This window comes from Desulfosporosinus sp. SYSU MS00001 (assembly GCF_049943955.1).
Lineage (GTDB): Bacteria > Bacillota > Desulfitobacteriia > Desulfitobacteriales > Desulfitobacteriaceae > Desulfosporosinus.
The window spans coordinates 91031-105051 of sequence record NZ_JBNFTW010000004.1 but is presented as its reverse complement, the minus strand read 5'-3'; the positions used below and the strand labels follow the sequence as shown (position 1 = coordinate 105051).

The 14021-nt window shown below is 39.0% G+C and carries 12 protein-coding genes and 1 tRNA gene; 1 reads left to right on the top strand and 12 read right to left on the bottom strand.

Translation table 11 applies throughout. The features are described from left to right. Positions 1-88 precede the first annotated feature (88 nt). The 5 genes from ACPUYX_RS09175 to ACPUYX_RS09155 form a co-directional block, all read right to left on the bottom strand. On the bottom strand, positions 89-823 hold the full coding sequence (locus ACPUYX_RS09175) for a CvpA family protein (protein WP_426379379.1): 735 nt from the start codon (positions 821-823) through the stop codon (positions 89-91). A gap of 251 nt (positions 824-1074) precedes the next feature. Next, positions 1075-1172, bottom strand: a tRNA-Sec gene (locus ACPUYX_RS09170). Between the two features lie 194 nt (positions 1173-1366). After that, the gene (locus tag ACPUYX_RS09165) at positions 1367-1990 is read right to left on the bottom strand and encodes a CBS domain-containing protein (protein ID WP_426379378.1); all 624 of its coding nucleotides are present in this window, start codon (positions 1988-1990) and stop codon (positions 1367-1369) included. Between the two features lie 308 nt (positions 1991-2298). Next, on the bottom strand, positions 2299-4194 hold the full coding sequence (gene selB / locus ACPUYX_RS09160) for a selenocysteine-specific translation elongation factor (protein WP_426379377.1): 1896 nt from the start codon (positions 4192-4194) through the stop codon (positions 2299-2301). 30 nt (positions 4195-4224) lie between these two features. Continuing rightward, on the bottom strand, positions 4225-5259 hold the full coding sequence (locus ACPUYX_RS09155) for a YkvI family membrane protein (RefSeq protein ID WP_426379376.1): 1035 nt from the start codon (positions 5257-5259) through the stop codon (positions 4225-4227). Positions 5260-5374: 115 nt separating this feature from the next. Between ACPUYX_RS09155 and yyaC the strand changes: the two genes are divergently transcribed. Next, on the top strand, positions 5375-5944 hold the full coding sequence (gene yyaC / locus ACPUYX_RS09150) for a spore protease YyaC (protein ID WP_426379375.1): 570 nt from the start codon (positions 5375-5377) through the stop codon (positions 5942-5944). Position 5945: 1 nt separating this feature from the next. Here the strand turns inward: yyaC and ACPUYX_RS09145 are convergent, their stop codons facing one another. From ACPUYX_RS09145 to mnmG, 7 genes are all read right to left on the bottom strand, one after another. After that, positions 5946-6443 (bottom strand): DUF4446 family protein, encoded by a 498-nt coding sequence (locus tag ACPUYX_RS09145; RefSeq protein WP_426379374.1) that lies wholly within the window; start codon positions 6441-6443, stop codon positions 5946-5948. 82 nt (positions 6444-6525) lie between these two features. Next, positions 6526-7227 carry a DUF554 domain-containing protein gene (locus tag ACPUYX_RS09140; RefSeq protein ID WP_426379373.1) on the bottom strand — a complete coding sequence of 234 codons (702 nt, stop codon included), beginning with the start codon at positions 7225-7227 and terminating at the stop codon, positions 6526-6528. Between the two features lie 797 nt (positions 7228-8024). Further along, on the bottom strand, positions 8025-8879 hold the full coding sequence (locus ACPUYX_RS09135) for a ParB/RepB/Spo0J family partition protein (protein ID WP_426379372.1): 855 nt from the start codon (positions 8877-8879) through the stop codon (positions 8025-8027). Next, entirely contained in the window at positions 8872-9633 is a 762-nt protein-coding gene (locus ACPUYX_RS09130; protein ID WP_170932704.1) for a ParA family protein, read from the bottom strand. Before ACPUYX_RS09130 ends, ACPUYX_RS09135 begins: the two co-directional genes overlap by 8 nt. A gap of 153 nt (positions 9634-9786) precedes the next feature. Next, the gene (locus tag ACPUYX_RS09125; protein WP_426379371.1) at positions 9787-11232 is read right to left on the bottom strand and encodes a VanW family protein; all 1446 of its coding nucleotides are present in this window, start codon (positions 11230-11232) and stop codon (positions 9787-9789) included. 156 nt (positions 11233-11388) lie between these two features. Continuing rightward, positions 11389-12108 (bottom strand): 16S rRNA (guanine(527)-N(7))-methyltransferase RsmG, encoded by a 720-nt coding sequence (rsmG, locus tag ACPUYX_RS09120; RefSeq protein WP_426379370.1) that lies wholly within the window; start codon positions 12106-12108, stop codon positions 11389-11391. Positions 12109-12111: 3 nt separating this feature from the next. After that, on the bottom strand, positions 12112-14013 hold the full coding sequence (mnmG, locus tag ACPUYX_RS09115) for a tRNA uridine-5-carboxymethylaminomethyl(34) synthesis enzyme MnmG (protein WP_426379369.1): 1902 nt from the start codon (positions 14011-14013) through the stop codon (positions 12112-12114). Positions 14014-14021 lie beyond the last annotated feature (8 nt).

The window sequence follows — 14021 nt, the reverse complement described above, 5'->3', positions numbered from 1 at the left end:
CTTACTTTTTATGATGTATTTATAATGAGGATAGATTTTCAACCTCTTATCAAGTCTAAGTTTTCTTCTTCACACCTGAATTTATGTATTAAAACCAAATTCCTTTTTCTTTTATAAGAGGCTCAATTAATTTTTGACTAATTTGAGTCGCAAAGGCTTGATCTATACCATTAAAAATTTTCACTAAATATGGAAAAGCCGTTGAGGTCTGCAAGAGAGCCGCAAAACTGCCACTAAAGCCAACATTCAAAAGAGGAGAAATTAATCCCGCAAAAACGGCCAACCCTATGGTTGAGCTTAAAGCACCTATAAAAAGGCCTCCCCCTCGGTTGAGAGCGCTCCCCCAAATTCCTAAGGGTTTCAATAAAATCGTCATACTTAGTTGAACTAAAAGTACAATGCCATAAAAGACCAAAGCAAAGGCAAGAAGATTTAGCAGTCTATCTGTTAGCGTTTCTGCTAAATGCTGACTGACTTTTTCAATGGTTTGGGTCATTGGTTGACCTGAAATATTAGAAGAAAAAACACTCCTCCACTCTTCCGGTAAGGAACCAAGAATATTTCCCAGTATTTGTTGTTCTAAAGATGAGGCTTTTGACTGAACTAACGGTAGAATTGTTTTATAAACAATAGGCTCAAGCCATTGCCGAAGAGGGAAATATTGTTCTATCCAACGAAGAACAGCACTATATTCCCATGAAGCAACCAGAAAACCAATTACATAACTCAATAAATATATGATACTGGTTAAGAGTCCTTTTCGATAACCAGATAAAGCACCGAACAATATAAATCCCAAGATCAGCACATCAATTAAATTCATACAGTCCCCCCTTTGTTTACTAATTCCAGTTCCCTAAGTTACATATTCTATTCTCCAATCCAAAAATCCTTCTCTTTGTTTTCTTACAAAAGTACCCCACAATGGCTAAAAAGACAGCTTTTCGCTGTCTCATCTTTACGGATATTCATAGTTTGGCATTCTATTCTTAACTACTTAACTATTACGTAATTACTATTTATACAGAAACATAAACGGAAAATTCAAAACCCATATTCGTGTTTATTAAATTTTGGCGGGGATGCGTGCGAATCGAACACACCTCGGAACGTTCTGCGTCCCGACACGCGGATTTGAAGTCCGGGAGCAGCACCAGCCACCATCCATCCCCCTTCAACGTCAGTAATTTTAACATATTCTTTTCAAATATGGAAGTGTGTCATCGAGAATCATATGAAAAGAGCTTATATATAACGTCAATTAGATTAATGCCTAAGTTAATGACCAAAAATAAAAGTGGACGCAACAAAATACCTTGTTAACGTCCATTTAAGTCAGACTGTTCATCTTATATCAGTAATTGACTCAGCGAATATTATAGCCTTTTTCCTCTAATGACGTTTTAACCTCAGTTAGCTGCTCTCCTTGAAGGTGGGCCAATAATTGAAATTTATTTTCTCGCAAATGATAAAAGGCCAGACTAGTAACATTAGTATCATATTGCTTAAACGTCGATGCGATGTCTAGCAAAACACCTTTTTCGTCTTTCCGTTCGATAACAAAACGTTCTCCGGGGCTGCGCGAGCCCATAATATCCAAGAATGCATCTAATATATCATAGCCCGTAATAATTCCTACCAGCTTCTCGTTTTCTACAACCGGCAGGCCTCCAATTTTATGTTCTCTCATGAGCAAAGCCGCATCTTCAATACCCATATTGGGATGACAGGTAATGACCTTTTTAACCGCAATTTCTCGAATTGTCGTTTTGGCAACCAGATAATTGAGTTCAAAGATGCTAAGTGTTGTCGCCGGAGAAGGTGATACTTCCCTAAGATCTCCATCAGTCACAAGTCCAATCAGCTTTTCCTTTTCTACTACAGGCAGTCGGTCAATTTTTTTATCACGCATTAGGGCCATAGCATCAGCAATTGACTCATTGGGCGAGATCGTGAATACTTGGGTGGTCATAAATTGGCGAACATACATGTTTCCTTACCCCTTTCTATTTAAAAGTCCTTTAAATAAAAACTAGGTTAACTAGTATAAGGAATATGCCTAGGAGAACAATCTTATCTGTTTCAAGAACATATACGCGATTGGCATTGAAAGGGATATGTGAGCAGTTTACTTAATTTAGTACTCCACCTAAAAAGAAAAAGATCATGGTATAACATCAGAACAATCTCTACACAACAACGATACGACAGAGGTTATATTAATTAGCCTTCTGTACATAGTTATTTTATAATTCTTGCACTATTGTGTCAATTATTTAATTTTGCTTAACAGTAACCTTAATAAAGTATTCGTTTATCTCCGTTTCGCTTAGTAACCTTTTGCTGATCGAAATATTCGAGCAGAGGAACGGCATATTTTCTTGAGATTCCCAATAATTCTCTAACCTCTGACACAGCAATTTCGACATGATTTTTCAGGAACTCTATTAACATTTTTTGAGCCGCCTCAATTTCCTTTTGAGGGTAATATAATTGATCAATATGAATCCACTCACCTATCTCACAAAGATATTGAGCATACTCCACAGCTTCATTCTTTAAAATACCTACACTTTCTGCCCCAGCTTGTAAATCCGGCGGCATCAGTTTAAATGATTCCCATTTACTTCTTAAATCCTGAAGCCGTTTGGTTATTAACGGAGGCATGCTAACTTCTTCAATTGTTTGAACCTTACTTCCCTTTAGGTAATATGCGTTATGTTTTGCACCTTGTTCAAGTACTGTCTGCCAGCGACGGTTTGTCCATTGTATGCCGAGGCGAGTCTTTAACTCCCCTCGGCTAATTCCAAGTCGTAAGGGATTTTGCTTCTCATAGTTCATCACAACCTCAATTAACATCCGGCGCCAATTACTTGCTGCTTCAGTCCCCCATAATAGTTTGGTATCATCTTCCATAAATAATTCTGCCCTATGATTGGTTTCCAGAGCGGTAATGCGTTTTTCTAATTCCTCGTTGCTAATCTGTAAGCGAGTTAACAGCTCCTCAAAACTTCTCGGCTCATTGATTTCTTTTTCTAATAACTCTAAAGGATCTCCTAAATCTTTTATTCTCATTTGATCCAATACATTTTCTTTAAACCGCTTCTTCTTATAATCGGCTACTCCTAAAACTTTACCTCCGCCAATAGTATGGGTTGGTGAATAAAATCTTAGGACAAATCGGTCCCCTGAAGCCGCTAATACTGGTTCTTCTAAAAGAATTTGCGCAAACCCATTTTGCCCTGGAGGGAGTTCCTCATGATTCAGCAAATGAATTCTGCCTAGTATTTCAGTTGTACCCAAATGAAAACGAACTCTCTGTCTTTGGGTAATCGGTTTAACAGAAGACGGGAGATTATGCAGGGATAGATCAAGAATATTGCCAACTTGAAATACCTTTGGGGAAACTAACACTGATCCCCGCTCAACCTCGGCGACTTCAACTCCTGCAAGATTAACCGCTGCTCGTTGGCCGGCACCAGCATCTTTAACCTTTTGATTATGCACTTGAATTGAACGAACTTTTGCTGCGATCTCTCCGGGTTCAATTAACAGTTCTTGCCCTAGCCTTACGGTGCCGCTCTGTAATGTTCCAGTAACTACTGTACCAAATCCCTGAATACTAAACACCCGGTCAATCGGCATTCGTATGGGTCCTGAAGAGTTTTTGCTCTCCACTTCTGAGAGCAATAAATCGATCTCGTTTTGTAACAAATCTATTCCTAAACCTTTTACGGCAGAAACCCGGCATATGGGAGCATTAGAGAATACAGTATCTTTAAGCTTCTCACGAATATCCTCTTCCATAAGTTCGAGCCATTCCTCATCAACGAGATCAACTTTATTAATAACCACTATTCCGCGAGGTATTTCAAGCAATGTCAAAATATCCAAATGCTCTTTTGTTTGAGGCATTATCCCCTCATCAGCCGCTATCACTAACAAGACAACATCCATACCGCTTGCTCCGGCTAACATTTGCCGGATAAATTTCTCATGTCCCGGAACATCTACTATTCCTACCTTCCGTCCGCTTGGAAGTAGCATATGCGCAAAACCGAGCTCAATCGAAATCCCTCGCTGCTTTTCTTCTCTCAACCGATCCGTTTCAATGCCTGAAAGAGCACGTATCAACTCTGTCTTTCCGTGGTCAACATGTCCTGCCGTTCCGACTAAATAATGTCTCTCAACCATTACTGTTCCCCTTATAGTTTATTTTTTATATTACCTCTTAGTCCTCCACAAATACAAAATAGCAGGCATAAACACCAATCCCAAGTAACCAAATAATGGGTATGCAAACTGAACAATCTGAGAGAATTTCACGCCTGCTATAGGCAGAAGAAGCAGCAATAATATCATTGTTGTCCGATTATAATCTAATTTTCCTATCTCTACAACTCGGGTAACCAGACTAAATCCATTCCCTATGGCAGCTGTGATCATGGCTAACCAAAGTACAACAACGTAAAAGAATGCTGGCCAATCGCCAAGTTTTCCTGCAACTGCAACCATTGGTATTTCCAGTCCCAGCACCTCAGGAAATCTAAGCAATGCTGCACCGATTATAAAAGCAAATATTCCTAAAGCTACTCCCCCGAGGATTGCCCCTAATCTTGCTCCTCTCCTTTGTACGTCCTTTCCCAGCGAGGCGAAAACTACCATAGCTAATGTTAAGTTAAACGAAACATAAAGAACTGCCGAAAAGATCCAATTGTTCACGATTGGATTTGCTAAAACAACGATTCCCTCGCCATCCCCAGGTTTGGCAATGAAGACAGCTAATGCTGCAATACCCAGACAAAAAGCAAACTTTAAGGGTATTAATACTGTATTGATCCATAATACTCCTTCTCCGCGAAACCATAAGGCTAGAGCAATAACAGAATCCGTAAGAATAATCCCATACCATCTTGAGAAACCAAAGTATTCATAGAATAGTGCTCCGCTGCCGGATATCATTGCCATCATTCCTACGAATAATAGAACACTTACAAGTCCATCTGCCCATTTTCCCCACCTTGCATTTAATAAACGGTCAAAGAACATCGGGTATGATGAAACGTTCCAACGTTCTTGAAGATCAATCATACACCACCCTAATAATGAAAACAAAAAAGAACTTAAAACGATGCCTGCAAGTCCCCATACTCCAAAGCGGACAAAAAACTGTTGAATTTCTTGCCCCGATGCAAAACCTGCTCCCATAACAGCGCCTACATATGTGGCTGCCACTTGAAACGTCGTTTTCCATTTCATGCACTTTCCTCCTCGCCATCATACTTATGGTCTGAAGAGGGATAACATGCATAAATGGTTTGTCCTTTGGAAAATATAATAGATGAATAGCTATTTAGAAATAGGAGGGTAGTTTGTGAGTTTCTTTTCACTAATCCATGAACCACAAAAAATTAAAGCCCATGTTGATGACAATTTTGCTAAGGCAAAACTGGAAACAAGGCTTTCGGAGTTATTTGTCTCGGCAAATCAACGTCAGCCAATTATTTTTTGCATTGGAACTGACCGTTCTACAGGAGATGCTCTCGGACCACTGATTGGTACTCAGCTTTCCCGTTTAAAGCTCCCTCAGCTTCATGTCTACGGCACTCTTGATGACCCTGTCCATGCAACTAACCTCCAAAATACTCTCCAATTAATCCGGGAATCATACCATGAGCCTTTTATCATCGCTGTCGATGCTTGTCTTGGGCGCCTGGATTCGATTGGCTGTATTACTCTTGCGGATGGGCCATTAAAACCAGGGGCCGGTGTTCATAAAAAGCTGCCTGAAGTTGGGGAAGCTCATATGACCGGTATTGTTAATGTCGGAGGATTTATGGAATTCATCGTTTTACAAAATACTCGCCTTAACTTAGTTTGGAAAATGTCTGAGAACATTAGCTCTCTTATTGCTCGCTCTTATTTAAAAACCTATCATCATTGAATTAGATTTTAGGTCCGTTCATTGCTTTAGAAATCACTTCTTTTTCTTCATTCGCTAAAGTATAAGTAGATTCCCCGCCGCTGACAGGTTTAGCATATACTCTTGAATCTTCCCGACTATGAATTGAATTTAAAACAATTCCATCGCCGTCTTGATTTAATAATGCCAAGGCAAAGCTCAGATCACTTCCTACATTTTCAAATGCACGATACCGAACTATCGCTGCTCGATCAACACTTGCTTTCAACTTTGACTCAACTGGATCCAGCCGCTTCCCGCATTTTTCTAAGTTCGCCTCATGATCATCTAATTTATTCTTGAACTCATGAAGTATATTTTCCAAATCTCCTCCAGACATGAAGGTTTTCAATGTTAAGTATGCCTCTTCGAATCGTTTCATACGTCTAAATAATATAATGTTAATAACATAGGCAATAATGATTAGGACTGCCAATACTCCAATTCCCCACCAGATAACAGGTAATGTTAATAATGTCAAGGGAAATTTCCTCCTTTATTCAATCGTAAGACTCCGACTTCTTGTAAGTGTAAGTGGTTTCCCATACCTTGCTTCAAACTCGTTACATACCCAAATGAAGTTTCGTGAACAAAAGGGTTATCGGAATCGCAATAAAAATGCCTGGTAATAGATTACCCACTTTTACTTCTTTTATTTCTAAGATGTTAAAACCGATACCAACAATTAATAATCCTCCGACTGCACCCATTTCTGACACAACTTGACCCGATAATATCCCCTGAAGCAGTCCTGCTCCCAAGGTAATTGCCCCTTGATAAATGAACACAGGAATTGCTGACACTAAAACGCCAAGTCCCATTGAGGAAGCAAATACAACGGCGGAAATTCCATCCAGCATTGCCTTTGCAAAAAGAATATTATAATTACCCTTTAGACCGCTTTCCAAAGAACCCATAATTGCCATTGCACCAACACAATAAATTAAGCTCGCTGTAACAAATGCCTTAGTAAAACCAGATTTTTCACCTTTTCGTGCGAGTTTGCCTTCCAACCAGTGCCCAAAATTTTCTAAGCGAAGTTCTATATCTATCCATTCGCCTATTATTCCGCCTACTACAAGACTGGCAATAACAACCAAAGTGTTTTTTGTTTGTAAAGCCATCGTTATGCCTATAAGTAAAACTACAAGTCCAATTCCTTGAATTACCGTAGTTTTCATCTTTTCCGGCAGAGCTTGTCCAAAGAATAGACCTATGAGGCCACCGAAGATAATTGCCATTGCGTTTACTATTGTACCTAACAACTTAAGTTTACCACCTTCCGTAACGCGTAACTAAATCCAATCTTTAATTATTGTTCCACGTGGAACATCCAGCGAACTTCAATAACTCTGTTCCACGTGGAACAATCAAATCATTTTAACACCACAGAAAGAGGGATCAAGGAAAGGCAGTTTACTCACCATTAACAGATATATCATGAAATAGCGAGAACGTATAAAACGACCTAGTAAATGGCCCGAATAATCTTTAATGCAGTATTCGAACAAGATATAAGAAGAAACTCAGATGATGCAGTCATAATCTAAAGCATGGGTATCTATTGCCATGAATAATAAGTCCAATGAAGGTATTCTGAAGAACGATGAAAGCTGATATGTAGAATCTAAATAAACTCAATGCATATGAGCTGGAAATATAATCATCGTGGACCACTTCAATTATTATAAAACCATCGGTATCAGAAAACATGACAGCATAATACAATTGAAAAATACCTGCGATTCCTAATAGATTTAGGAATGAGAACTTACCCGCCCTTTGGTCATTTCTGAACCAATGCTGATCAGGACAAACTAAATATCCTATCTGACAGAAAATAGGCGTCTGATAGGTTAATGTTCCACGTGGAACATTACAATAATTTTTCCCAGTACGACTCGCATTTCTACAAGTGGTAAGGATTCCGTACCTTATTTCAACGAAGGCAGAGCCCTTCTTCAGACGATAACATTTGTTATGGACTATGAGCCTTCGGCGAAAGCGTCCACAGGACACTTTCGTCATCGAAGCCCTGAAGCTATGCTTTAACTGAACGAGTTCACTCAACTTGAATATTCCAGATGTCTAATAGTCTGTTTAACTCTTCTTCCGAAAAATATTGAATTTCAATTTTTCCACGTTTTAAATTACCTTTCAATTGTACTTTTGTCTGGAAATTAGCGCGCAGACGATCTTCAACATGTAGAAGAGCAGCAGGTTGGCCATTAATTCTGGGAGTTGCTTTAATCTTATCTGTAGTTTTTTGCAGACGGTCAATGAGTTCCTCAGTTTCACGAACGGATAATTGCTCTCTAACAGCTTTTTCGGCAGCGATAACTTGTAGTGACGTATCTTTAACCCCTAATAAAACTTTTGCATGCCCTAATGATAGTTTCTCTGTTTTTAGTAACTCTAGAATTACATCTGGTAATTGAATAATTCGTAATAAGTTAGCAATGGTCGTTCTAGCTTTACCGACCTTCTGGGCAACTTGATCTTGAGTCAGACCATATTCCTGAATAAGCCGATGATAAGCCATTCCTTCTTCATAAGGAGATAGGTTGGCCCTTTGAATGTTTTCAACAATTGCTCTCTCAGCCATTTCTTGATCACTACATAACTGAACAATACAGTTAATCTTTGTAATTCCTGCGATTTTTGCAGCTCTTAGTCGTCTCTCTCCAGCAATGATTATATAACGCTCACCAACAGGCCGCACTAAAATAGGTTGAAGTAGTCCGTGTTCACGAATTGATTCTGCTAACTCCTTAAGCCCATTCTCTTCAAATTCTCGTCGCGGTTGATCGGGATTTGGCTCGATTTCAGAAATAAGGACTTCCTTAATTACAGGATTTTCATCCATCTCGTCCGATAGAAGTGCTTGAAGGCCCCGTCCTAACCCCTTTTTAGACACGTTCTAATACCTCCTTCGCTAGCTCCCGGTATACTTCAGCGCCCCTCGAACGACTATCGTAAACATTAATTGATTTACCATGGCTAGGCGCTTCACTAAGACGGACATTACGAGAAATTATTGTTCGAAAAACTTTTTGTGGAAAATATTTTTTTACTTCATCGACAACCTGAATTGCTAAATTTGTTCGAGCATCAAACATTGTTAATAAGGCACCTAAAATATTAAGATTTGGGTTAATATGTTTGCGAACTCTTTCTAAGGTATTCATTAGTAGTGTCAAACCCTCTAAGGCATAATACTCACATTGAATTGGAATCAAAACATCCGTTGCAGCTGCCAAGGCATTAAGAGTCAATAGTCCTAAAGAAGGAGGGCAATCAATAAAAATAAAATCGTAGTTGGGAAGAACGTTCTTCAAAGAAAGTTTGAGCTTCGTCTCCCGGAATTCTTGAGAAACCAGTTCAATTTCCGCACCAGCTAAAAGTATTCTTGCTGGGACGAGTTTTAAGTTTTTTTGATCGCACTTCTGAATCACTTGTTCAATGGGAACGTCGTTAATTAGTACATCGTAAACACAACGAATTAACTTATTCTTTGCTATACCCAACCCACTCGTAGCATTTCCCTGAGGGTCTAAGTCAATAAGTAGAACATTATATCCCAGTTCCGCCAGACAAGCACTCAAATTTATGGCTGTAGTGGTTTTAGCCACACCACCTTTTTGATTGGCAATTGCGATCACTTTCGATATCAATAGCATACACTTCCTTTTTATCTAACTGCCATTCTGAAATGTTTACATATACTTTAAATAGTATCAAACCAATAGTAATAAAAAAAGCGTTTGGAACGCTTTTTTTACTGGTTTCAAAAATATTTATTTCCAACGATCACATAAATAATATCAAGGCCCGACATTAATGATTTTAGGAAGAGCTTTATAAACACTTTTTTGCAGTGGTTCAGAGCTAACTACATTTCCATTAACCTTAACCGTTCGTATTGATTTTACAACATATCCCGGTTGCCCCTGTTGTTTAACAACGGACTCGCCAGGTTTTAACGTATTATCAACAACACGCTGTTCTTCAGGTTGCACTACAGATTCAGTTGAATCTGTAATCGTAACTTCCTGGCCAGGATTAACTTTTCCATAGAGATCAATAGTTAAAGTATTTGAAGTTGTTCTTGTGCGTACTAATAAATACCCCGCAGTAGTATTTCTGAATTTCAGATCCAAATCAGGATATGCAACGGTTGCATCTTGTCCAAGAGGTGCATAAGTAATAGCAAGATCGTGATTTGATCTTTGAACAACAGAAAGATTTGCTAAAAGGCCCGTATTATATAACGTGCTGGAAACCTGACAAATTCCGCCGGCTAAACCTGGAATAAATTTACCATTAACAATAATGTAAGCATCCTTATACCCGCCTTCAACAGTTCGCTCCCCTACAATATTATTAAAAGAAAGAATATCACCAGGTTTAATAACCGCCTTGTCAAGGGCTTTTGCAGCAAGTTGAACATTTTCTGTGCGTGCAGTCTGTGAAGGATCAAAATGAGTTGTGTAGGTAGCTAAGAGACCGGTAATTTTTTCTCCCTCGAGTTGCACTGCTGTTACCTTTGGCTGTTGATCTTTAAAATTAACATTAAGCCCGGATACAGGCTTTAGATAATTGATTGCTTTGATTTGAGTTTTCAAAGCATCAACATCATAAGTTGATCCAGTTTGTTCAGGCTCGATAAGCATCGTATTTTGGTCGGTAATTTTATAAGAGGCATCAATAGCAGGCTTATTATATTGGCCAAATAACTTATCTAAGTTCTCTTGCATTTTCTTATCATCCCACTGCGAAGAGAAGTTAAAGCTAACCCCTTTTGCAGCATCCATTTTGGCAATAATTCTATGATATAAGGAACCCGTTCTGCTAATATCATAGGCATCTTTCAAAGCCTTGTCATCAGAAATCGAAAGCCCTAAATCACTTAATTTAACGTCATTACTGTGCTGTCCATCAGTTAGTTTAACAGTTTGATTCAGCAAACGGTCAATTTCCTTATTAGCCGAGCTTTTAGCCTGTGATTGTGTCATGTTACCAACGTTAATTCCGGAAATCCTCACGCCGTCAACAATAGTATGACGATCCCAAGTATAGTAACCAACAAGGATGCCACAAGCAAAAAATAAAACCACAACAAACCCAACAGCAATAAAGAGTACCTTTCTATTAGATGTGCGATCTTTTCTTATCCGCCGGCTTCGGATGGATTTAGAAGTATGAGGTAATGTCTCGCTCGATATCATTTCAGCCTTACTATTAATTCTCTGTTCAAGTGAATCGTCCAAATCGCACCTCCTCATTATGAAATAAACGATATTAATCCTATTAATTCGACGTTAAAATCGTATTCCCTTCATTAAAGTCAAAAAGAGCTTTACCAAATATTGTAGTAAAGCGTTGAAATTGAGCTTTAATTTTTATCATCTATATAATTTCTTGGATTAATGAAGCGGCGATTTTGTAGGTATACCAGCCTTACGAGGATATAGGGAAGACGTTTCCTTAACCTTTTTGAAAACAATAATAGCTCGATGTTCTGCAGTTTCACCAAAATTATAGGTTTCAAGAGACTCGATATTTCCGCCTAAAATATTCAAAGCAGCTTGAGACTCTTTCAGCTCTTCCTGGGCTTGTAATCCCTTGAGAGCAATAAAAAAACCATTTTTCTTTAATATAGGAAGGGAGTACTCAAGCAGGATTGGCAAACGGGCAACAGCTCGAGAACTAACGTAGTCAAATGTTCCACGATATAGCGTATTTCGTCCAAAGTCCTCTGCACGAGCATGTACTGTTCTTGTCGTTGTTAACTTAAGTTTTGAAACCACAACATCAAGAAAATCTAAACGTTTTTTCAATGAGTCAACTAAGAATACGTCCAATTCAGGCCGTAATATTTTAATTGGTATCCCTGGAAAACCGGCACCTGTGCCTAGATCTGCTAAGTTACCACCTTTTAGATATTTTCCAATTGCCATAGAATCAATAAAATGCTTTAGAATTATATCTAAAGGTTCAATAATTCTCGTCAGATTTAACTTCTGATTCCATTCAAGTAAAAGATCTCCAAATACACAAAATTGGTTAACCTGTTCGTCTGATAATTCATAGCCTAATTTTAATAGCGTCAAATCTTTTATTTGTGAAGCAAACTGATTAAACATTACTTATTTTCCCCCTCGATGCCGTTGCTCCAGGAAAACAAGCAAAACTGAAATGTCGGCCGGCGTAACACCCGTAATTCGGGAGGCTTGACCTACATTACGGGGCTTCACTTCCATTAACCGTTGTCTGCCCTCGGTAGACAAGCCCTTTAATTCAGCGTAATTAAAATCATTTGCTAAAATTCTATCTTCCATCTTCGCAAATTTTTCGATATCAGCCCATTGTTTATCAATATAACCAGCATATTTTGTTTCGATAACTGCCTCTTCTAAAACTTCTTGGGAATAACGTTTTAATTCCGGAATTAATTCAACCATGTGGTTTAAAGTTATTTCAGGTCTTCGAATTAAATCAAAAGCATTAATTCCTCCACGCAGTGGAGTAGAATTTACCTCATCCATTAACTTCTTTAATTCCTGTTGCGAAGGAGAAAAAACTGTTGACTTCCAAAGATCTTTTATTTCCGAAAGATCCTGTTTTTTATGTTGAAAACGAGACCAGCGCTCATCATCAACTAAACCGATAAGGCGCCCCTTTTCGGTAAGCCGGAGATCAGCATTATCCTGTCTTAGAACTAATCGATACTCAGCCCTAGACGTTAACAAACGATAGGGTTCTTTGACACCTTTTGTTACTAAATCATCAACCATAACACCTAAATAACCATCAGATCGACGCAGCAGAAAAGGTTCTCGCTCCAAGCATCTTAAAGCAGCATTAATACCGGCCATTAACCCCTGAGCAGCAGCTTCTTCATACCCTGAAGTGCCATTCAATTGACCAGCGGTAAATAAACCCGGCAACTGACGAACCTCAAGACTTAACGATAACTGGTGGGGAAAAACATAATCATATTCTATAGCATAACCAGGACGCAACATTTTTACATGACTTAAACCGGGAATACTTTTTAAAATTTCTGTTTGAACTTCTTCTGGCATACTGGTTGACAAACCGGCAACATACAATTCATCGGTATTCCATCCTTCAGGCTCAAGAAAAATTTGATGAGCATCACGTTCAGCAAAACGTACAACTTTGTCTTCGATTGAAGGACAATACCTTGGACCAATACCCTCAATTTTTCCTGAATAAAGAGGTGCACGATAAAGATTATCACGAATGATTTCATGAGTTTTGGAAGACGTATAGCCAAGCCAACAGGGAACTTGTTTGGATGGATCCTTATGCCAGAAGATGCTCTCTGTGGGAAGAAATGAAAAAGTCCATAATGAGTCATCTCCAGGTTGTAATTTAAGCTGGGAATAGTCAACAGAATGGCGATGAATCCGCGGTGGAGTCCCAGTCTTGAATCTTCCTAATTCTATACCAATCTCCTTTAGAGATTGAGAGAGAGACGTGGCGGGCATTTGTCCATTTGGTCCGCCCTCGTACATTGAATCACCAATGATTATTCGTCCACGAAGATAGGTACCGCTCGTTAAGACAACATTTCTTGATTCAAAGCGAGCGCCGGTTCTCGTCACAACACCTGTTACCTGATAGTTATCAATAACCAATCGTTCCGCCAAACCCTGAATAACTGTCAAATTAGGCTGATTAAACAAGACCGCACGCATCCGATTTTGATAAGCTTGTTTATCCGATTGAACTCTTAAGGCATAGACAGCCGGACCTTTACCAGTATTCAGCATTTTAACTTGTAAGGATGTCTCATCAGCATTTATACCCATCTGCCCTCCAAGGGCATCAATCTCACGGACTAAATGCCCTTTCGCAGGTCCACCAATTGAAGGATTGCATGGCATATGGGCAATGGTATCAAGGTTCAAAGTAATTAACAAGGTCTCACAGCCAAGCCTAGCAGCAGCTAAAGCCGCTTCGCATCCCGCATGCCCGGCACCAACAACAATAACATCATAATTACCAGCAAAATATTCCAAGACTAAAC

Excerpts from the sequence above, each read along its gene's own strand:
- ACPUYX_RS09175 (WP_426379379.1), bottom strand. The coding sequence starts at position 823 with ATGAATTTAATTGATGTGCTGATCTTGGGATTTATATTGTTCGGTGCT.
- ACPUYX_RS09165 (WP_426379378.1), bottom strand. The coding sequence starts at position 1,990 with ATGTATGTTCGCCAATTTATGACCACCCAAGTATTCACGATCTCGCCC.
- selB (WP_426379377.1), bottom strand. The coding sequence starts at position 4,194 with ATGGTTGAGAGACATTATTTAGTCGGAACGGCAGGACATGTTGACCAC.
- ACPUYX_RS09155 (WP_426379376.1), bottom strand. The coding sequence starts at position 5,259 with ATGAAATGGAAAACGACGTTTCAAGTGGCAGCCACATATGTAGGCGCT.
- rsmG (WP_426379370.1), bottom strand. The coding sequence starts at position 12,108 with ATGTTTAATCAGTTTGCTTCACAAATAAAAGATTTGACGCTATTAAAA.